The organism is Mycetocola sp. Y444 (assembly GCF_059445295.1).
In genome coordinates, this window is record NZ_JCAIUB010000002.1 from 950,645 (window position 1) to 969,890 (window position 19,246).

The 19,246-nt window shown below is 65.5% G+C and carries 20 protein-coding genes; 18 read left to right on the forward strand and 2 right to left on the reverse strand.

Annotated features, from left to right (window positions below):
* Nucleotides 1-45: 45 nt before the first annotated feature.
* The 11 genes from AC1C2M_RS11115 (at nt 46) to dapF (ending at nt 11,298) form a co-directional block, all read left to right on the forward strand.
* Complete coding sequence (locus AC1C2M_RS11115) at nt 46-537, forward strand: GNAT family N-acetyltransferase (protein ID WP_483405814.1); 492 nt, start codon at nt 46-48, stop codon at nt 535-537.
* A 70-nt stretch (nt 538-607) separates the two neighbouring features.
* On the forward strand, nt 608-3,472 hold the full coding sequence (locus tag AC1C2M_RS11120) for an FtsK/SpoIIIE family DNA translocase (protein ID WP_495436428.1): 2,865 nt from the start codon (nt 608-610) through the stop codon (nt 3,470-3,472).
* 3 nt (nt 3,473-3,475) lie between these two features.
* On the forward strand, nt 3,476-4,081 hold the full coding sequence (gene pgsA / locus AC1C2M_RS11125; protein ID WP_483405816.1) for a CDP-diacylglycerol--glycerol-3-phosphate 3-phosphatidyltransferase: 606 nt from the start codon (nt 3,476-3,478) through the stop codon (nt 4,079-4,081).
* Nucleotides 4,078-4,608, forward strand: coding sequence for a CinA family protein (locus AC1C2M_RS11130; protein WP_495436429.1), 531 nt, complete (start codon nt 4,078-4,080; stop codon nt 4,606-4,608). Before pgsA ends, AC1C2M_RS11130 begins: the two co-directional genes overlap by 4 nt.
* Before the next feature lie 187 nt (nt 4,609-4,795).
* Nucleotides 4,796-5,104, forward strand: a complete 309-nt coding sequence (locus AC1C2M_RS11135; protein ID WP_108390619.1) for a helix-turn-helix domain-containing protein — start codon at nt 4,796-4,798, stop codon at nt 5,102-5,104.
* A 105-nt stretch (nt 5,105-5,209) separates the two neighbouring features.
* On the forward strand, nt 5,210-5,434 hold the full coding sequence (locus tag AC1C2M_RS11140; RefSeq protein WP_483405818.1) for a DUF3046 domain-containing protein: 225 nt from the start codon (nt 5,210-5,212) through the stop codon (nt 5,432-5,434).
* Nucleotides 5,435-5,674: 240 nt separating this feature from the next.
* Nucleotides 5,675-6,760, forward strand: coding sequence for a recombinase RecA (gene recA / locus AC1C2M_RS11145; protein ID WP_483405819.1), 1,086 nt, complete (start codon nt 5,675-5,677; stop codon nt 6,758-6,760).
* 9 nt (nt 6,761-6,769) lie between these two features.
* On the forward strand, nt 6,770-7,648 hold the full coding sequence (locus tag AC1C2M_RS11150; protein WP_483405820.1) for a regulatory protein RecX: 879 nt from the start codon (nt 6,770-6,772) through the stop codon (nt 7,646-7,648).
* A gap of 152 nt (nt 7,649-7,800) precedes the next feature.
* Nucleotides 7,801-9,450: a tRNA (N6-isopentenyl adenosine(37)-C2)-methylthiotransferase MiaB gene (gene miaB / locus AC1C2M_RS11155; RefSeq protein WP_495433026.1), complete on the forward strand. Its 1,650-nt coding sequence runs from the start codon at nt 7,801-7,803 to the stop codon at nt 9,448-9,450.
* Nucleotides 9,447-10,400, forward strand: coding sequence for a tRNA (adenosine(37)-N6)-dimethylallyltransferase MiaA (gene miaA, locus AC1C2M_RS11160; RefSeq protein WP_495436514.1), 954 nt, complete (start codon nt 9,447-9,449; stop codon nt 10,398-10,400). Before miaB ends, miaA begins: the two co-directional genes overlap by 4 nt.
* A gap of 16 nt (nt 10,401-10,416) precedes the next feature.
* Nucleotides 10,417-11,298: a diaminopimelate epimerase gene (gene dapF / locus AC1C2M_RS11165; RefSeq protein WP_495433027.1), complete on the forward strand. Its 882-nt coding sequence runs from the start codon at nt 10,417-10,419 to the stop codon at nt 11,296-11,298.
* A 22-nt stretch (nt 11,299-11,320) separates the two neighbouring features.
* Here dapF and AC1C2M_RS11170 read toward each other — a convergent pair whose 3' ends face one another.
* The gene (locus tag AC1C2M_RS11170; protein WP_495433028.1) at nt 11,321-11,938 is read right to left on the reverse strand and encodes a class I SAM-dependent methyltransferase; all 618 of its coding nucleotides are present in this window, start codon (nt 11,936-11,938) and stop codon (nt 11,321-11,323) included.
* Between the two features lie 36 nt (nt 11,939-11,974).
* Here AC1C2M_RS11170 and hflX point away from each other — a divergent pair, with 36 nt between their 5' ends.
* Entirely contained in the window at nt 11,975-13,525 is a 1,551-nt protein-coding gene (gene hflX / locus AC1C2M_RS11175) for a GTPase HflX (protein ID WP_483405824.1), read from the forward strand.
* A gap of 109 nt (nt 13,526-13,634) precedes the next feature.
* Here hflX and lexA read toward each other — a convergent pair whose 3' ends face one another.
* Nucleotides 13,635-14,438 carry a transcriptional repressor LexA gene (gene lexA / locus AC1C2M_RS11180; protein WP_495436431.1) on the reverse strand — a complete coding sequence of 268 codons (804 nt, stop codon included), beginning with the start codon at nt 14,436-14,438 and terminating at the stop codon, nt 13,635-13,637.
* A 234-nt stretch (nt 14,439-14,672) separates the two neighbouring features.
* Here lexA and AC1C2M_RS11185 point away from each other — a divergent pair, with 234 nt between their 5' ends.
* From AC1C2M_RS11185 to AC1C2M_RS11210, 6 genes are read left to right on the forward strand one after another with little or no spacing between them, the layout of a single operon-like run.
* Nucleotides 14,673-15,119 carry a LysM peptidoglycan-binding domain-containing protein gene (locus AC1C2M_RS11185; protein ID WP_495436433.1) on the forward strand — a complete coding sequence of 149 codons (447 nt, stop codon included), beginning with the start codon at nt 14,673-14,675 and terminating at the stop codon, nt 15,117-15,119.
* 40 nt (nt 15,120-15,159) lie between these two features.
* Nucleotides 15,160-16,242 carry a histidinol-phosphate transaminase gene (locus AC1C2M_RS11190; RefSeq protein ID WP_495436435.1) on the forward strand — a complete coding sequence of 361 codons (1,083 nt, stop codon included), beginning with the start codon at nt 15,160-15,162 and terminating at the stop codon, nt 16,240-16,242.
* Complete coding sequence (gene hisB, locus AC1C2M_RS11195) at nt 16,239-16,847, forward strand: imidazoleglycerol-phosphate dehydratase HisB (protein WP_495436437.1); 609 nt, start codon at nt 16,239-16,241, stop codon at nt 16,845-16,847. Before AC1C2M_RS11190 ends, hisB begins: the two co-directional genes overlap by 4 nt.
* On the forward strand, nt 16,844-17,494 hold the full coding sequence (gene hisH / locus AC1C2M_RS11200) for an imidazole glycerol phosphate synthase subunit HisH (RefSeq protein ID WP_483405829.1): 651 nt from the start codon (nt 16,844-16,846) through the stop codon (nt 17,492-17,494). The genes hisB and hisH overlap by 4 nt, the downstream gene beginning before the upstream one ends.
* A gap of 58 nt (nt 17,495-17,552) precedes the next feature.
* Entirely contained in the window at nt 17,553-18,299 is a 747-nt protein-coding gene (priA, locus tag AC1C2M_RS11205) for a bifunctional 1-(5-phosphoribosyl)-5-((5-phosphoribosylamino)methylideneamino)imidazole-4-carboxamide isomerase/phosphoribosylanthranilate isomerase PriA (RefSeq protein WP_483405830.1), read from the forward strand.
* Entirely contained in the window at nt 18,283-19,050 is a 768-nt protein-coding gene (locus AC1C2M_RS11210; protein WP_495436439.1) for an SseB family protein, read from the forward strand. The genes priA and AC1C2M_RS11210 overlap by 17 nt, the downstream gene beginning before the upstream one ends.
* Nucleotides 19,051-19,246 lie beyond the last annotated feature (196 nt).

Sequence of the window (19,246 nt, forward strand, 5' to 3'; positions counted from 1 at the left end):
AGGAACCGTCATCTTCTCGAAACACTGATGCCTTAGCATCCGTATATGGCCAATTACCGGCTCCGCAAAGCGACGCGAAGTGACGCGCGGTTCCTCGGCGACATGCTCGTGGAGGCACGCAACTGGACGCCGTCGCGTTCGGTGGTCCGGGTGGACGCGATAGCGGATCCTCTGGTTGCCCGTTACATCGAGGGGTGGAAACGGCCGGGGGATGCCGGCACGATCGCTGTCGACGACGCGGGGAGTCCGATAGGCGCGTGCTGGTATCGGCTCTTTCCCGAGCACAGCCCCGGCTCTGGATTTGTGGAGCGCGGTGTACCGGAGCTGACGCTCGGCGTCGTGAGCGTCTGGCGAGCGCAGGGCGTCGGCCGCCAGTTGCTCCACGCGGTGGTCGTTCAGGCGCGGCAGCAGGGTCACAACCGGCTGAGCCTGCACGTCGACAAAGCCAACTTCGCGTCGAGGTTGTACCTGGCTGAGGGCTTTGTTCCCGTGATCCGGGACGAAACCTCGTTCGTCATGGTCCGCACGCTCCGCTGACCGGGCGCGATAGCGGGAACTCCCGCGTCAATACCGGGCAACGTCGGTGCGGCCAAGTACCGTTGAGGCCATGGCTACGACGAGTAAATCCTCCAGCGGCGGCCGGAGTACGTCGGCGCGCTCAGGAACAACAGGCACTTCCAAGACTCCAGCGAAGACACCGGCGAAAGCGCCCGCGAAGAATTCGCGCACCAGGGCGGTACCGACAACGACCGCCAAAACCGTTGCATATCCCGCCGCAGCGACCGGCGGCGACAACGCACTCGTCAAGATGTGGATGGGACTTGCTCACCTCGTCGGAGGGGCCGCGAGGGCTTTTGGGGCCGAACGGTTCGAGAAAGACCAGCGCAGGGACGGTGTCCCGTTTCTCATCTTCCTCCTCGCCATCGTCGGCATGGTGGTCGAGTGGTTCGGCGTCAACGACGCCGTGGCCCAGAACCTCACGGCATTCACCTTCGGTGGGATCTTCGGACGCCTGGCCTTCGCGCTGCCCGTCATCATGGTGCTGCTCGCCATCTGGCTCTTCCGGCATCCGTCGAGCGTCGACGACAACGGACGCATCGGGATCGGTCTCATCATCGCCCTCGTCGCGGTCTCCGGGCTCTGCCATGCCTTCGGAGGACAGCCGAACCCGAGCCAGGGAATGCCGGCGCTCGCCCAGGCCGGAGGACTCGTCGGCTGGATCGTCGGCGCGCCCCTCGTCGCACTGATCACGCCGATCGGGGCGGGCATCGTGCTTGGCCTGCTCGCTCTGCTCAGCATTTTCATCATCACGAAGACCCCGCCGAACAAGATCGGTGAGCGCTTCAGGCAGCTGTACGCCTGGACGTTCGGCACCGAGGTTGTGACCCCCGAAGAACGCGAACTGGCCAAGACCGAGAAGACCAGGCAGGTCGAACTCGACGGCATCGATGGCGTCGAAGACGGCACAGATGACGACTCCCTCCCGTGGTGGCGCCGCAACAAGAGCCAGCGTGAGGTCGATCCGGCCTTCGACTCTGAGTCGGCGGACGTCACCGAGCTGCTCGGGCTCAAGCCGAAGCGGGGCAGGGGCGAGTTCGATTCGGCCATCGAAAGCCCGCCGCCCGTTGTCGAGAACGTCGACATGTTCGGTAACCCGCTCGACGCCGACGATTCCATGACCGAGGTCATCGGCGACCTTTCCCGGGCAGAGGCGGCTCTCGCCGGAGCGGGTCCGGCGAAACCATCGTTGTCAGGTCTCCACGACGACGGCCCCGACAACCAGACCGAGGCGCTCCCCGGCATGGAAGGCCTCGGGCTTCTCGACGGCACTACAGATGCCTCGCAGATGGCGCGGCCGATCCAGCCGACCGCTCCGTACCGGCTCCCGGCAGCATCGACCCTCGGCGCCGGCGATCCCGCGAAGACGCGGTCGGCCGCGAACGACGAGGTCGTCGCTGCCGTGACGAGTGTTCTCGACCAGTTCAAGGTCGACGCGAAGGTCACCGGGTTCTCCCGTGGTCCCACAGTGACCCAGTACGAGATCGAGGTCGGCCCTGGCGTCAAGGTCGAGCGCATCACAGCCCTGACCAACAACATCGCGTACGCCGTCGCATCCAACGAGGTCCGCATTCTCGCCCCGATCCCGGGCAAGAGCGCCATCGGCGTCGAGATCCCCAACACCGACCGCGAGATCGTCACCCTCGGTGATGTCCTCCGCTCAGCCAACGCCACGAAGAGCGTTCACCCGATGACGATCGGCGTTGGCAAGGATGTCGGCGGCGGATTCGTTGTGGCGAACCTCGCCAAGATGCCTCACCTCCTCGTCGCGGGTTCGACCGGTTCGGGTAAGTCGAGCTTCATCAACTCGATGATCACGAGTCTCCTGATGCGGGCAAAGCCGAGTGACGTGCGCATGGTGCTCATCGACCCGAAGCGGGTCGAGCTCACCTCGTACGCCGGAGTGCCCCACCTCATCACGCCCATCATCACCAACCCCAAGAAAGCAGCCGAGGCGCTGCAGTGGGTGGTGAAGGAGATGGACATGCGGTACGACGACCTCGCCAGCTTCGGCTTCAGGCACATCGACGACTTCAACAAGGCCGTCGTGAACGAGGAGATCGTTCTCCCCGTCGGAAGCGAACGGGTGCTCAAGCCCTACCCGTACCTGCTGGTCGTCGTCGACGAACTCGCCGACCTCATGATGGTCGCGCCGCGCGACGTCGAAGACTCGATCGTCCGGATCACGCAGCTGGCACGAGCATCCGGAATTCACCTCGTTCTCGCGACCCAGCGCCCGTCCGTCGACGTCGTCACCGGCCTCATCAAGGCCAACGTCCCGTCCAGGCTCGCGTTCGCCGTGACGAGCGTTACCGACTCTCGGGTCATTCTCGACCAGCCGGGTGCAGACAAGCTCATCGGGCAGGGAGACGGGCTGTTCCTGCCGATGGGCACGAACAAGGCGATCCGTGTGCAGGGCGCATGGGTGTCGGAAGACGAGATCGAGAAGGTCGTCAAACACGTCACCCAGCAGGCACGACCCGAGTACCGCAAGGATGTCGCTGCCGTCGTCGAAAAGAAAGAAGTCGACGCCGATATCGGCGACGACCTCGATCTGCTCCTCGCTGCGGCCGAGCTGGTCGTCGGTACCCAGTTCGGGTCGACGTCGATGCTGCAGCGCAAACTCCGTGTCGGCTTCGCCAAGGCCGGCCGCCTGATGGACCTGATGGAATCGCGTGAGATCGTCGGGCCCTCCGAGGGCTCCAAGGCACGCGACGTCCTCGTGACGGCCGAGCAACTGCCCGGTCTGCTCGCCAAACTCCGTGGGGAGGACGCCCCGATGCCGGCTGCGTCGCCGTCGCTGGCCGACAGCGACCAGTACCAGGGCGACCCGGTCGAGAAGCAGTTCGATGGGTACGATGTGGTTGACGGCGATTCCGATGAAGACGCCTGGGGACTCACAGGCAAGGAGTAGTACATGGCCATTCCGGCCACACCACCGAACGGATCAGCGAGGCCCGCCCGATCGGCGAATCTCAACGTTCCGAACGCAATCACCATCGTCCGGATCCTGGCCGCTCCGGTCTTCATCTGGATGCTGCTTGCCGACGACGGGCAGGACGGCGGCCTCCGCTGGGCCGCAGCGATCCTGTTCATCGTCGCGATCGCCACCGACTGGGTCGACGGCGCCATTGCACGAAAGCACGGTCTGATCACCGACCTCGGTAAGCTCCTTGACCCCATCGCCGACAAGGTCCTCACCGGAGGTGCCCTCGTCGCTCTCTCAATCCTCGGCGAACTGCCCTGGTGGGTCACCATCCTCGTGCTCGTCCGTGAGGTCGGCATCACGGTCCACCGGATGATCGTGGCGACGGACCACGTCGTCGCCGCGGCGTGGATGGGAAAGCTCAAGACCGTCGCGCAGTCCATCGCGATTTCGTTTGCTCTGGTTCCCCTCAACACGGTCGTCGGTGACTGGATCTTCTGGGTGAACGGCGTGCTCATGACCATCGCCGTCCTGCTCACTGTCGCGAGCGGTATCGACTACGTGATCACCGAGTTCAAGGCTCGGCGGGCGCGATGACATCCGAGGCTCCGGCTCCGGCTGACGCGACCGCGGCGCTCATCGCGCGGCTCGCTGAGCGCGGCCTCACGGTGGCCGTTGCCGAGTCGCTGACCGGTGGACTCCTCGTCGCCGAACTCATCAGGCCACCCGGCGCGTCTGCCGTCGTGTTCGGCGGTGTTGTCGCATACGCCACTGAGCTGAAGCGCACCGTCCTCGGAGTGGATGGCGAACTGCTCGCCCAGTTCGGGCCGGTGGATCCGGAGGTTGCCCGCCAGATGGCATCCGGTGTGCGCACCGCGCTCGCGGTCGACGGACGCGTCGCCGACATCGGAATTTCCACCACGGGTGTGGCCGGTCCTGACCCCCAAAGCGGAAAGGCACCCGGAACGGTATACGTGGGGCTGTCGACGAGCGACGGTGCGCGGGCGCTCGAACTGCAGCTCGACGGCGACAGGACCACGATCCGAAGTGCGACGGTTGCTGCCGCGATCGCACTGATCGCGGATTCAGAGAAGAGTACAACGTCACCTGTCGCCGACCTTTGAGAAACTCGCGCGTCGTCGCCCGGGTTTCCGCGGGAATACGTGGTGTTACAACCCAGTTACACACTAGGTATTCACAAGAAAAAATCAGTGAGCGACAGTAAGGTTTTTCAGACGGATGGGTGTAGTAATGTTATCCAACCACGGGCTTACCAGTGGTCAGGCTGATCGGCAGAGAAGGAGGGGTCCCATGATTCTCGTACGTCAGGAAATCGGTGACGTGTTGCGCGACTTCCGGCTGCAAAAGGGGCGGACTCTTCGCCAGGTTGCAAGCAAGGCAAGTGTTGCACTCGGTTATCTCAGTGAGGTTGAGCGCGGCCAGAAGGAAGCATCGAGCGAGATCCTCGCCTCGGTCGCAGACGCACTGGACACCCCGATCTCAGTCATCATGCGCGAAGTCGGTGACCGGCTCGCCGTCATCGAGGGGATCGCGCCCATTCCAGACACGGTTCCCGACGAGTTCGTTGCAGAACTCGACGCGGACCTGGTTGCCCGCTGACGCTGGCACACATAATTTCCGGATGCCCCGGCCCGCGACAGCGAGCCGGGGCATTCCTCGTCCGCTCGCGACCGCGAGCCCTCTATCTACAGTGAGCCGAGACAAGTGAAACTCAGCGAGTTCAGACTGGCCGTCACCACCGAGTTCGGTGGCGCATACGGGCGTGTCCTCACCAGCGACCTGGTGCTGCGCGAACTCGGTGGGCGCACGGCGGATGAAGCGCTGGCAGCGGGGGAGTCTCCGCGTAACGTCTGGATGGCGCTCTGCAAGGAATCAGACGTTCCCCGCGACCGCTGGCACGGCGTCGGGGTTCGGCCGCCTGTCCAGTAGCACCCGGATCTTCCTTCGACACGCCGAAGAATATTTCTCGAACACTCGTTCGGTCTGCGATAGGCTCCTACACAAGGGCCCCTCTGGGGCAGTACGTCCACTGTTTTCCTCCCTCTGACTCAATGTCAGAGGTGCCTCATACAGTCGACACTGTTCACGAAAACGCTCCCAGCCTTGTTGAAGCCGAGTTCCGGCCCGACAGCCTATAGGCGCACCGCTATCGCACAGGAAGAGGCAGACATGCCATCAGTAGCAGACCGCGAGAAGTCCCTTGAAACGGCACTCGCCCAGATCGACCGTCAATTCGGCAAGGGTTCAGTCATGCGCCTCGGCAGCGATGAGCGGGCTCCAGTAGCAGTCATCCCCACCGGCTCAATCGCGCTTGACGTCGCGCTCGGCGTTGGCGGCCTTCCGCGTGGCCGCATCGTTGAGATCTACGGTCCTGAGTCATCGGGTAAGACCACACTCACGCTCCACGCGATTGCGAATGCGCAAAAGGCGGGCGGCATCGCGGCATTCATCGACGCGGAGCACGCACTCGACCCCGAGTACGCCAAGAAGCTCGGTGTCGACATCGACGCCTTGCTCGTCTCCCAGCCAGACACCGGTGAGCAGGCGCTCGAGATCGCCGACATGCTCGTGCGCTCGGGCTCCATCGACCTGATCGTGATCGACTCCGTTGCGGCACTGGTGCCGCGCGCCGAGATCGAGGGCGAGATGGGTGACTCCCACGTGGGTCTCCAGGCCCGACTGATGTCACAGGCGCTCCGCAAGCTCACCGGTGGACTCAGCCAGACCAACACCACAATGATCTTCATCAACCAGCTGCGCGAGAAGATCGGTGTCTTCTTCGGAAGCCCCGAGACCACCGCCGGCGGTAAGGCGCTCAAGTTCTACGCGTCGGTTCGACTCGACATCCGCCGGATTGAGACCCTCAAAGACGGAACGGATGCCGTCGGAAACCGTACGCGTGTGAAGGTCGTCAAGAACAAGATGGCGCCGCCGTTCAAGCAGGCCGAGTTCGACATTCTCTACGGCACAGGGATCTCCCGAGAGGGCAGCCTGATCGACTTCGGTGTCGAGCACCTGATCGTCAAAAAGTCGGGTTCCTGGTACACCTACGACGGTGAGCAGCTGGGTCAGGGTAAGGAAAACTCGCGTAACTTCCTGCTGACGAACCCCGACATCGCCAACGAGATCGAGTCGAAGATCAAGGCCAAGCTCGGAGTCGGTGTTGCCAAGGTCGAGGCGGAGGCACCAGCCGCTGCCACAGGTGCCAAGGTCAAGACCACGGCCGACCAGCTCGCTGCCAAGCGCGGCGCCTAGGCCTCCGTTATGGTTTCGTTTCGCGACCCGGGTCGGCCGGACACCCCGGCCGACCCGGCAGGCGGGAACCCCGCCGACAAGCCCGGCGAGAAGATCGCGCCGGTGACCTACCTGCGCGGTGCCGGGCACACGCCCGAGCCTGCACGCACGGGTACCAGGTCCGACGCCGATTCCTGGTTCGGGTCTGATCCCGAGCCGGCTGCGGAACGAACGACGTCCGGGGCGGGTTCGGAGTCCGAACGCGCTCCCGGAACGCGCTCCTCACCGCGCAAGCGGTCCGGCGGTTCAGCGGCCGGGCACCTTCGGGCGGTCGGTCGCGACGGTGCTGTCAGGGGCGGTGCTGCCATGGACAGTGGCGCCGAGCACGACGAGGACGAACCCGTCGAGCAGGTTGCCGACCCCGAAGCCGTCGAGTCGCTTCTCGTACGGAAGCTCGCCCGGAGGTCGCTCAGTGAGGCTGAGGTCCTCGCGTTTGCCGTTCAGGAGGGGCTGACCGCCGCACAGGCGAACACGATCCTCGACCGGCTTCGTGACCTGGGCTATGTCGATGACCGCGCCCTCGCCGAGCAGCTCAAGCACTCGCTGTCCGAACGCAAAGGACAGAGCAAGGCCGTCGTCGCTCGCGCCATGTCCGGTCGCTCGATCGACCGCGACATCATCACCGAGGTGCTCGATGACATCGAGCAGGATGATGAGCTCGGCGTCGCGACCGAACTCGCCCGCAAGCGCGCCTCGCAGATGTCAGGACTCGACAAGCAGACGCTGGAACGCAGGCTGACCGGTTTCCTCGCGCGACGCGGTTACCCCGGCAACATTGTGCGAGAGGCTATCGCGCCAGTGCTGACCGGCCGCTCGTCGTCACCGAGCTCGACGGTACGGTTCCGGTAGTTCGTTCGCCGTCGGTTGGCGCCCGTCCAGCTCGGGCGTGCGCCGACTGGCGCTCCTGCTGGCAACAACCTGCTCGCCGCTGGCACCGTGGGCATCAGGCAGCCAACGCGCCGCCACCACGCAGCCGCGTGCGAACGTAGACTGGGACAACCATGAGTAGCCTGCTTGAAACGCCCACAGTCATCACGCCGTCGACAGCGGCAATCGACGCGACCGGGCGTGCTCGCACGTATGAAGTGCGCACCTACGGCTGCCAGATGAACGTGCACGACTCCGAGCGGTTGAGCGGCTCGCTCGACGCCGCCGGCTACGTTCCCGCCGAGAGCGGGGCCGAGGCGGATGTTGTGGTCATCAACACCTGCGCCGTTCGCGAGAACGCCGACAACAAGCTCTATGGCAACCTCGGTTACCTCGCGAGCGTCAAGCGCCGCCATGAGGGCATGCAGATCGCCGTTGGCGGCTGTCTCGCGCAGAAAGACAAGAACGTCATCCTCGAGAAGGCGCCGTGGGTCGACGTTGTCTTCGGGACGCACAACATGGGCGCACTGCCGAACCTCCTCGAGCGCGCCCGCCACAACGAAGAGGCGCAGATCGAGATCCTCGAAGCGCTCGAGACCTTCCCATCCACGCTGCCGACCAAGCGGGAATCCAGCTACAGCGGCTGGGTGTCCATCTCCGTCGGATGCAACAACACCTGCACCTTCTGCATCGTCCCGTCCCTGCGCGGAAAAGAGAAAGACCGGCGGCCGGGTGAGATCCTCGCGGAGATCCAGGCGCTCGTCGATGACGGTGCTATCGAGGTGACGCTGCTCGGCCAGAACGTGAACTCCTACGGCGTCGAGTTCGGCGACCGCCAGGCGTTCAGCAAGCTGCTGCGCGCCGCCGGGGCCATTGACGGGCTCGAGAGGATTCGTTTCACGAGCCCCCACCCCGCGGCGTTCACCGACGACGTCATCGACGCGATGGCCGAGACGCCGAGCGTCATGCCTCAGCTGCACATGCCGCTGCAGTCCGGTTCCGACCGGATCCTCAAGGCGATGCGCCGGTCGTATCGCAGCGAAAAGTTCCTCGGCATCCTCGACAGGGTCCGGGCCCGAATGCCGCACGCGGCGATTTCGACAGACATCATCGTTGGCTTCCCCGGCGAAACCGAGGAGGACTTCCTCGAGACCCTCCGTGTGGTGGAGGCGGCGAGGTTCGCTACGGCATTCACCTTCCAGTACTCGATCCGTGAGGGGACCCCGGCCGCGACAATGCCGGACCAGGTTCCGAAGGAGGTCGTCCAGGAGCGCTTTGAGCGGTTGACCGCCCTTCAGGACCGCATCTGCCTCGAGGAGAACCAGAAGGTCGTCGGCCGCGAGATCGAGATCCTCGTCGCGGTCGGCGAAGGTCGCAAGGATTCCGCCAGCCACCGGTTGTCCGGCAGGGCCGAGGACTCCCGCCTCGTGCACTTCGAGGTGCCCGAAGGCTCGGCGATCCCGCGCCCGGGAGACATCGTCACCGCCACAGTGACCCAGGCCGCGCCCTTTTACCTCATCGCTGATGCTCCCGCCGGAAGCGAACTCGTGGTGCGAAGGACCTCCGCCGGCGACGCATGGGACCGCGCGCAGGCAGAGTCGTGCGGCGTTCCCGCGCCCGGCGCCTCACCGAGCAGCCCTGGCCGCGTTTCACTGGGACTGCCAACCCTGCGCGTCGGTCCGCCCACGCCCGTCCACGACGCACCGGTTCGTGCCCACGACGCGCCAGCTCAGGTCCAGGGCGGAATGACACCGATTTACGACGCACTGGACGGCGAACGCTGAACCCGCACAGCGACCCGCAGCTCATCGCGGTAGTTGGTCCGACCGGTACCGGAAAGAGCGAGCTCTCGCTCAATATCGCAGAGGCCCTCGCGCGCACGGGCAGTGGCGCTGAGATCGTCAACGCGGATGCCATGCAGCTGTACCGCGGGATGGACATCGGCACGGCCAAGCTGCCTGAAAACGAGCGCAGGGGCATCCCGCACCACATGCTCGACATCCTCGATGTCGACGAAGAAGCTACTGTCGCCAGGTACCAGCCTCTCGCCAGGGCTGCGGTCACCGACATCCTCTCGCGGGGGAAATCCGCGATCCTCGTCGGTGGGTCCGGCCTGTATGTCTCGAGCGTCCTCTACGACTTCCAGTTCCCCGGCTCTGACCCCGCGATTCGGGCTCGACTCGAGCAGGAAGCAGCCACGCTTGGTCCCGGCATCCTGTACCAGCGACTGGCCGCGCTCGACGCGGGCGTTGCGTCGCGGATCGGGCCGCACAACACGCGGCGAATCGTGCGCGCCCTTGAGGTGGCCGAGATCACCGGTTCTCCCGTGGCGGGGATGCTGCCGGACGAGCCGGTGTACTGGCGCGAGTCGCGCATCATCGGGCTGTCGGCGCCGAGGCCGGAACTGACCGCACGCCTCGACCAGCGGGTGCACGGGATGTGGGCTGCCGGGCTGCTGGACGAGGTGGCGGCGCTGCGGGCGGCGGGGCTCGAGGGCGGTGTTACCGCGTCGCGGGCGATCGGATACGCGCAGGCGCTGAAGCAACTCGCGGGCGCGGCCACCGAGACGGAAGCCATTGAAGAAACGCAGCAGCTGACCCGGCGGTACGCCAGGCGGCAGATGAGCTGGTTCAAGCGCTATGCAGACATCGTCTGGCTGGATTACGACGCGCCTGACCTGGTCGAGAAGGCCATGGCATCCGTCACCGGCGCGACGCCCCAGGTTCCGCGCTGACCCTAGACTTGGGCGCATGGGATTCACTCTGCAGTTCACCAAGGGCCACGGCACTGGCAACGATTTCGTGCTCTACACGGACCCTGAGGGCGACCACCCACTGACCACCGCGCAGATTGTCGCGGTGTGCGACCGGCACTTCGGTGTCGGCGCCGACGGCGTCATCCGCGCGGTCAGGTCGCGCAACATCGACGAGGGCGCGGCAGCCCTGGCCGAAGACGACGGCGCAGAGTGGTTCATGGACTACCACAATGCCGACGGATCCATCGCGGAAATGTGCGGCAACGGCATCCGTGTCTACGCACGGTACCTTATCGAGCAGGGTCTTGTTGAGCTGGAGTCGGGTGACACCCTCGCAATCGGAACCCGCGCCGGCGTCCGTGACGTCCAGCGCGCCACGAACGGTTTCCAGGTCGACCTCGGGCGCTGGAAGCTCGAGGGTGGCGAGCCGCTCGTGCGGGCCAAGGAGCTCAAGGTGGCGCGGCCGGGGCTCGGCATCAACGTCGGAAACCCGCACGTCGTCGTCGCTCTCGCAGACGAGGCAGAGCTTGAGTCGGCTGACCTTCACTACATTCCGCTGATCGAACCGGAACCCATCGATGGGGCCAACGTGGAATTCGTTGTGCCCTATGACCCGCTCATCAAGGACGGCGTTGCCCGCATCTCGATGAGGGTTCACGAGCGGGGGAGCGGTGAGACTCTGTCGTGCGGCACCGGCGTCGCAGCCGCGGCTCTCGCGACGCGGCACTGGGCCGGGTCGGCGGCACCGAACGCGTGGCGCGTCGACGTTCCAGGAGGAACGCTCGGTGTGCGGATGTTCGCGACGCAGGACGGCGAGCACGTCGGACTGTCTGGCCCGGCCGACCTCGTCTACACGGGCACTCTCGAGCTCGGCTAGCGTCCGTCCGTCAGTTCATCCGTCAGTTCGCTTCAGCGCGCAGTGCCCGCAGCACGCGGTACCCCTTGCTGATCGTCTCTTTGGTGAACTCGAAATCGTCGCCCATGCTCTCCTGCAGCCAGCGGTGCAGGCTGTCTGAGCCGAGGTTGCGCTGCACGACGAGCCAGGCGTCTGAACCCGGTTCCAGACGCGGTAGCCAGCGCTCAAGCATGGCGTGAAGCTCGGTCTTGCCGACCCGGATGGGCGGGTTCGACCAGATGGTCTGGAACCGGACGTCGTCGGGAACCTGATCGGGCTGCACTGCAGTGATATTGGTGAGCCCGAGCTTCTCCGCGTTCATCCGCAGCAGGTCGAGCGCGCGCTCGTTGACATCGACCGCCCAGACATGAGCGCCTGGCGCCTCGAGGGCGAGTGTCAGGGAGATCGGTCCCCAGCCGCAGCCCAGGTCGAGAAGGTTGCCGGTTTGGGGCGGAGTCGGGGCGTTCGCTAAGAGCACCTGCGTCCCCGGGTCGATCCGGTCAGGGCTGAAAATCCCGTTCGAGGTGGTGAGTTCGTAGTCCTGGCCTGAGAGCCGAACGGAAACCGTGCGGAGCTTGAGTTCGGTTCCGGGTACGCCCGTAAAATAATGATCGCTGGCCATAGGGGAACGTTACCGCAAAGCAACTAGGCTTAACTGATGAGCAAGTCCACCGAATCAACCCCAGAGAACACCGAAACACCCATCGACGACGATGCAGTATCGCGGGTGTTGCGCAACGCTGAGTCCCGCGCGGGCGGCTATTCGCTCTTCGGTTCGAGTCAGGCCGACGCCCTGCAGGACAGGTCCACGACCGGTGAGTCCGGGCACGATGGATTCGACGGCGAGCAGCAGGATCGGGAAGACCGTCAGGCGCTCCGCCGCGTGGCCAACCTGTCGACAGAGCTCGAGGACGTCACCGAGGTCGAGTACCGACAGCTGCGCATCGAGAACGTCGTTCTCATCGGCGTGTACCCGCAGGGCGCGCAGGAGGATGCAGAGAACTCGATCCGCGAGCTCGCTGCCCTCGCTGAAACCGCCGGCGCTGTCGTCCTCGACGGCATGCTGCAGCGCCGCCCGAATCCCGACCCGAGCACCTACCTCGGCAAGGGAAAGGCCGAGGAATTGCGCGGCATCGTCGCCGCGCTCGGCGCGGACACCGTGATCGCCGACACCGAACTCGCGCCAAGCCAGCGGCGTGCGCTCGAGGACGTCGTGAAGGTCAAGGTCATCGACCGTACCGCCGTCATCCTCGACATCTTCAGCCAGCACGCCAAGAGCCGCGAGGGCAAGGCCCAGGTCGAGCTCGCCCAGCTTGAGTACCTCCTGCCGCGACTCCGCGGTTGGGGTGACTCGATGTCCCGCCAGGCCGGTGGCCAGGTGGGTGGTGCCGGCGCCGGAATGGGTTCACGTGGTCCTGGTGAAACCAAGATCGAACTCGACCGACGCCGCATCCACACCCGGATGGCGAAGCTGCGCAAGCAGATCAAGGGCTTCGGGCCGGCCCGCGAGGCCAAGCGGGCCAACCGTAACCGCTTCGAGGTACCAAGCGTCGCTATTGCCGGGTACACCAACGCCGGCAAGTCGAGTCTGCTCAACCGGATCACGAAGGCCGGCGTGCTGGTCGAGAACGCACTCTTTGCAACGCTCGACGCGACGGTTCGGAAGACCCAGACCGAGGACGGCCGGCTCTACACGCTCTCCGACACCGTCGGATTCGTCCGAAACCTCCCGCACCAGCTCGTCGAGGCGTTCCGCTCCACCCTGGAAGAGGTGGCGGAGTCGGATGTCATCGTGCACGTGGTCGACGCATCGCATCCGGACCCTGCATCCCAGATCAGCACTGTCCGCGACGTGATCGGTGATGTCGGCGCCCGCGATATTCCAGAGATCGTGGTCTTCAACAAGAGCGATCTCGTCAGCGAGGACGACCGGCTCGTGCTCCGCGGACTGGAACCCAAGGCGATCTTCGCTTCGGCGCGCACCGGTGAGGGGATCGACGAGATCCTGGCCCGTATCGCGGAGCTGCTGCCGAGTCCGACAGTCCCGCTTCACCTGCTCGTCCCGTACGACCGGGGAGACATCATTTCGATGCTCCACCGCCGCGGAAAGGTCGAGAAGCTGGACTACGAGGAAGACGGCACCGAGGTGCGCGCACTCGCGTCGGAGGAACTCGCCGCACAGGTGTCCGAGTTCGCGATCGCCGAGTAAACGCGAAGCGGCGACGTCACACGTCTGGTCTGTTAACGAACGGATGCCCCGGGTCTGTACCCGGGGCATCCGACCGTTAAGCGGGCGTCAGGCGCCCCACCGTGAGTGGCTACACCGCGCGGAGGACCGCAACGATCTTGCCGAGCACGTCGGCTTCGTCGCCGAGGATCGGTTCGAAGTTCGTATTGCGGGGGAGCAGCCAGGTGTGGCCATCGCGCTGGCGAAACACCTTGACCGTGGCTTCGCCATCGAGCATGGCAGCGACGATGTCGCCGTTCTCGGCGGTCGGCTGCTGACGGACGACAACCCAGTCGCCGTCGCAGATCGCTGCGTCGATCATCGACTCACCCGAGACCTTGAGCATGAACAGCTCGCCCTTGCCCACGAGCTGACGCGGCAGGGGGAAGACCTCTTCGACCTGCTGGTCAGCGGTAATCGGCACCCCGGCAGCGATGCGTCCGACCAGGGGCACCATCGCGGCGTCGCCGACCGGTGTTGAGCTTTCGAAGTCGGCAACGTTCGAGGGGGAGGGCAGGTCGATCAGGATCTCGAGTGCACGGGGCCGATTGGGGTCCCTGCGCAGGTAACCGCTCAGCTCGAGCTGGTTGAGCTGGTGCGTCACGCTTGAGAGTGACGCGAGTCCGACCGCGTCGCCGATTTCGCGCATGCTCGGCGGGTAGCCGCGGCTCTGCACGGAGCGCTGGATCACGTCGAGGATCGCCAGCTGCTTCTCGCTCAGGCTCTTGCGGCGGCGCGTGGTCGGCTTCTCTGCCGGCACGCGCTTGGCCTTCCGTGCCTTTGGAGCGGCAGATGAAACAGCGGCATCCGGCTCGTTCTCAGCCGTGATATTCGCGTCGTCGAGCGTCATGTCACTCCCGTCTGGCGGGCAGCCCCGGCCAATGTCAGTGGTCACTGGTTGAGTCTCAACCATCAATCGAAACTCTATCCGTCCCGAGGGGCCCCAGCAAAGATTTGTTCGAGTGTGTCGGGCAAATTCTGCAAAAAAGTCCGAAGAAGGACTTGAATCTTCGAACAATCGAATATAGATTCGGAATACAGGTTCGTATTCGGCCCTCCCGGCCGAGGGCCGGATACGAATTCTTCGAATCGCCACACAACAGTTCACAGCACGAACCGGAGGCGCACCATGAGCACCGCAGTCATCACCCCCATTCACTCTCTCTCGCGTCCAGCCGCCCGGCGCCCCGAGGCGCCGCGCCCATCGAACCCGCGTACACAGGCCGCCGGAGGCGACGCGTCAGCGATGATCGCACGCCCCACCGGGCGCATCCGACTCACCCGGCGCGGTCGCGTTGTCCTGACCTCGCTCGCCGCTGCTCCGTTCATCGCTCTCGCGGCCTGGCTCGGACTCAACGCCGGCGCCGCAGCGGCGTCGTCGTCCCCGAGCTCGGCCTCGTTCGAGTACGTCACTGTCGAACACGGTGACTCCCTGTGGTCCCTCGCGGGCACGCTGGCTCCCGAGGCCGACCCTCGTGATGTGATCGCCGACGTGATGGCCCTCAACCAGCTCGAAACGTCCACGGTCGTTCCCGGGCAGAACATCGCCATTCCCGAGCGATACACGGCTCCGTAACGCACACCGAAGCGCAAGGCGCGGCGGGTAAACTTCCGGGGTGAGTTCCCTCGATGCCCTGCCCATCCGCGATGATCTTCGTGGCAAGTCCCCGTACGGCGCACCCCAGAAGGTCGTGCCCGTCGCCCTGAACGTCAACGAGAACACGCATCCGATTCCCGAAGACGTGGCCCACGACATCGTGACCGCCCTCGCCCGCGCTGTGCTCGGCGTGAACCGATACCCCGACCGCGAGTTCACCGAACTACGGATCAGCCTCGCCGGTTACCTCGGGCACGGTCTCACTGCCGATCACATCTGGGCCGCGAACGGCTCGAACGAGGTTCTGCAGCAGGTTCTCCAGGCTTTCGGCGGACCTGGCCGCTCGGTGCTCGGGTTCAGCCCGACCTATTCCATGTACCCGCTGCTGGCCGCAGGCACCGGAACCCGGTGGATTGCCGCCGAGCGTGACGCCGACTACGAGATCTCGCCCGAGACCGCCAGCGCCGCCGTTCGCCGCGAACGCCCCGACGTCGTGATTCTCTGTTCTCCGAACAACCCCACCGGGACCCCGCTTGGGCTCGACACCATCGAGGCCGTCTATGACGCGACCGATGGCATCGTGGTCGTGGACGAGGCGTACTTCGAGTTCGCCCCAGAGGGGACTCCCAGCGCGCTGTCCCTTCTCGACGGGCGCGACCGGTTGCTCGTGTCACGAACCATGAGCAAAGCCTTCGCATTTGCCGGCGCACGGGTGGGCTACCTCGCTGCGGCGCCGGCGGTCACGGACGCGCTTCGCCTGGTGCGTCTTCCGTACCACCTCTCCGCACTCACGCAAGCCGCGGCGATTGCTGCCCTTGCACACAGCGGCGAAATGCTCGCCATGGTCGATGACATCAAGAACCAGCGCGACCGCATCAGCGCTGGCCTCGCCGACCTCGGCTACCGCCCGTACCGGAGCCACAGCAACTTCGTGCTGTTCGGAGGCGTTGACGATCCGGCAGCACTGTTCGAGTCACTGCTCGAGCGCGGAGTGCTCATCCGGGATATCGGCCTCGCCAATCAGATGCGGGTTTCGGCGGGTACCGAGGCGGAGACGACCGCGTTCCTCGAAGCCATTGCGGCGGTAAGCTCGAAGTCATGAGCCAGCCGCAGCGCACCGCCCGGATCCAGCGCGAGACGAGCGAATCGAGCATTGACCTCACGATCAACCTCGATGGGACCGGTGTCAGCGATATTCACACCACCGTGCCCTTTTACGATCACCTCCTGACGGCGTTCGCCAAGCACGCACTGGTCGACCTTACGGTCAGGGCCACCGGCGACATCGAGATCGATGTGCACCACACGGTGGAAGACATTGGCATCGCACTCGGGCAGGCCATCAAGCAGGCGCTCGGCACCAAGGAGGGCATTTCGCGCTTTGGCGACGCTCTCGTTCCCCTCGACGAGGCACTCGTCCAGGCCGTCGTCGACATTTCCGGTCGGCCGTACCTCGTGCACTCCGGCGAGCCCGCGGGGTTCGAGTTCCACCTCATCGGTGGTCACTTCACCGGGTCGATGGTGAGGCACGTGTTCGAAGCCATTGCGTTCAACGCCGCACTCACCGTTCACGTCACCGTGCTCGGCGGGCGCGACCCGCACCACATCGCCGAGGCCGAGTTCAAGGCATTCGCGCGGGCGTTCCGGCAGGCGAAGGCTCTCGATCCTCTCGTGACCGGCATCCCATCGACGAAGGGCGCACTGTGACGGGATCGTCACGGCCAAGCGTTGTTGTTCTCGACTACGGGAGCGGCAACGTCCACTCCGCGGTCAAGGCACTTGAAGCGGCGGGCGCCGACGTCGAGCTGACCGGTGACCGACGCAAGGCACTCGAGGCCGACGGTCTTCTCGTGCCCGGTGTTGGAGCGTTCAGCGCGGTCATGGAACAGCTCTCCACCTCGCGCGGGGGTGAAGTGATCGATCGCCGGCTGGCCGGTGGTCGCAAGGTCATGGGCATCTGTGTCGGGATGCAGATTCTGTTCGAGCGCGGTGTTGAACGCGGCGTCGACACAGAGGGCCTCGGAGAGTGGCCGGGCGTCGTGACGGAACTCGACGCGCCCGTTCTCCCGCACATCGGCTGGAACACGGTCGACGCGCCCGAAGACTCCGTCCTCTTCCGCGGCATCCGCGACGAACGCTTCTATTTCGTGCACTCGTACGCCGCGCAGGACTGGAAGCTCGAGGTGATGCCGCCGTTCCACGAGCCGGCACTGACGTGGGCCGAACACGGAACCCGGTTCCTCGCCGCCGTCGAAAACGGACCGCTGAGCGCGACGCAGTTCCACCCGGAGAAGTCCGGCGATGCCGGCATCCGCTTGCTGGCCAACTGGGTCGGCTCTCTCACATCGGACTGACCCTCCGCATTCTTTCGAATGGCACGCTCGTGCCGCACCACACAACCAAGGACAATTCATGAGTGAGTTCAACACGACCCCGAAGCTTGTGCTGCTTCCGGCCGTCGACGTCGCCGGCGGCAAAGCCGTCCGTCTGACCCAGGGGGAGGCGGGCACGGAGACCAGCTACGGCGATCCGGTCGACGCCGCCGCTGACTGGGCGCGCCAGGGCGCCGAGTGGATCCACCTGGTGGACCTCGATGCCGCATTCGGCCGTGGGAACAACGCGGGCGTGATCCGCAAGGTGATCAAGCAGGTCCGCGGTGTGAACGTCGAACTCTCCGGTGGCATCCGCGACGACGCGTCACTCAAGGCAGCTCTCGCGACCGGAGCCAAGCGAATCAACCTCGGTACGGCGGCGCTGGAGAACCCGGAGTGGGCTGCGAACGTCATAGGCCAGTACGGCGAAGCCGTCGCGGTCGGCCTCGATGTCCGCGGAACCACACTCGCGGCACGGGGCTGGACCCGTGAGGGCGGCGACCTGTGGACGGTCATCGACCGGCTCGAGCGGGCCGGCTGCGCCCGCTATGTCGTCACCGACGTGACGAAGGATGGCACCCTCCAGGGGCCCAACGTCGACCTGCTTCGCCAGGTGATGGAGCGGACCAACCGACCGGTCATCGCGTCCGGTGGAGTGTCGAGCCTCGACGACCTCGTTGCCCTGCGCGAACTCGTGCCGCTCGGTCTCGAGGGTGCGATCGTCGGCAAGGCGCTCTACGCGGGTGCATTCACCCTGGCTGAGGCGCTGGATGTCGCATCCGACTAATCCCGCAGACTCGGCCGGGCAGCCCTGGGAGGGCCGCCAGTTCGGCGAGAACGCTTTTGCCGGCGACGATGGGTCTGCGCCACCTCAGCTGATCGACGCGCTCGCGCGATTCGCGGATGGGCGAGCGGGGGAGGATGCCGTCGTCGACGCGTTCCGCTCGTCGCGGCTGCTCATCCCACTGGTGACCCACGCCGGCGACGTCGGAGTGAACGCGCATGGCCAGAAAGTCGACAAGACCCAGGAGCTGTCCATCGTGACCGTCGCCGGTCCCGACGGCCGTAACGTGCTGCCGGTCTTCTCGTCGGTGGCCGCCATGCAGTCCTGGAACACGATCGCGCGACCGGTGCCGGCAGACGGCATCCGCGTTGCCCTCGCAGCGGCGAGTGAGAACACAGACCTCGTCGTGCTCGACCCGACGAGCGACACCGAGTTCGCCATTCGGCGGCCGGCGCTGTGGGCCATCGCGCAGTCGCTGCCGTGGCAGCCCGCGTACGCGAACCCGGATGTGCTCGACGCATTTCTTACGAGCGCGCGCTCCGAACTGGCGGTGCTCGACGTCAGGCTGGAGTCGGGTGACGCACGGGCGCGGCTGGCCGGCCCTGAACTCATCGCCCACCTCGAACTGATCGACGGCCTCACGCGCAGTGAGCTCGACGCCGTGCTCTCCAGGCTCGCCCAGCGGTGGGCGGCGAGCGACGTGATCGCGACGATGGTCGACTCACTCGCGGTGCGGCTCGAAGCGTCCCGCTGATCCGGGCGGAACGCGCGCGCTCGTGCACACTCGAGCGTTGGTGCGCGTTCAACTGTCGCTAATGCATGGTTCCGCTGCGTTTGCCGTTCATCTGTGACAGATGAACGGCGCGGAACGCGCGCGCTGGTGCACACTCGCGCGTTGGTGCGCGTTCAACCGTCCCTGATGCATGGTTCCGGCGCGTTTGCCATGCATC

Excerpts from the sequence above, each read along its gene's own strand:
- dapF (WP_495433027.1), top strand. The coding sequence starts at position 10,417 with ATGGGATTCACTCTGCAGTTCACCAAGGGCCACGGCACTGGCAACGAT.
- AC1C2M_RS11120 (WP_495436428.1), top strand. The coding sequence starts at position 608 with ATGGCTACGACGAGTAAATCCTCCAGCGGCGGCCGGAGTACGTCGGCG.
- AC1C2M_RS11150 (WP_483405820.1), top strand. The coding sequence starts at position 6,770 with ATGGTTTCGTTTCGCGACCCGGGTCGGCCGGACACCCCGGCCGACCCG.
- hisB (WP_495436437.1), top strand. The coding sequence starts at position 16,239 with ATGAGCCAGCCGCAGCGCACCGCCCGGATCCAGCGCGAGACGAGCGAA.
- pgsA (WP_483405816.1), top strand. The coding sequence starts at position 3,476 with ATGGCCATTCCGGCCACACCACCGAACGGATCAGCGAGGCCCGCCCGA.
- recA (WP_483405819.1), top strand. The coding sequence starts at position 5,675 with ATGCCATCAGTAGCAGACCGCGAGAAGTCCCTTGAAACGGCACTCGCC.
- AC1C2M_RS11135 (WP_108390619.1), top strand. The coding sequence starts at position 4,796 with ATGATTCTCGTACGTCAGGAAATCGGTGACGTGTTGCGCGACTTCCGG.
- AC1C2M_RS11170 (WP_495433028.1), bottom strand. The coding sequence starts at position 11,938 with ATGGCCAGCGATCATTATTTTACGGGCGTACCCGGAACCGAACTCAAG.
- priA (WP_483405830.1), top strand. The coding sequence starts at position 17,553 with ATGAGTGAGTTCAACACGACCCCGAAGCTTGTGCTGCTTCCGGCCGTC.
- AC1C2M_RS11115 (WP_483405814.1), top strand. The coding sequence starts at position 46 with ATGGCCAATTACCGGCTCCGCAAAGCGACGCGAAGTGACGCGCGGTTC.
- AC1C2M_RS11130 (WP_495436429.1), top strand. The coding sequence starts at position 4,078 with ATGACATCCGAGGCTCCGGCTCCGGCTGACGCGACCGCGGCGCTCATC.
- hflX (WP_483405824.1), top strand. The coding sequence starts at position 11,975 with ATGAGCAAGTCCACCGAATCAACCCCAGAGAACACCGAAACACCCATC.
- miaB (WP_495433026.1), top strand. The coding sequence starts at position 7,801 with ATGAGTAGCCTGCTTGAAACGCCCACAGTCATCACGCCGTCGACAGCG.
- AC1C2M_RS11210 (WP_495436439.1), top strand. The coding sequence starts at position 18,283 with ATGTCGCATCCGACTAATCCCGCAGACTCGGCCGGGCAGCCCTGGGAG.
- AC1C2M_RS11185 (WP_495436433.1), top strand. The coding sequence starts at position 14,673 with ATGAGCACCGCAGTCATCACCCCCATTCACTCTCTCTCGCGTCCAGCC.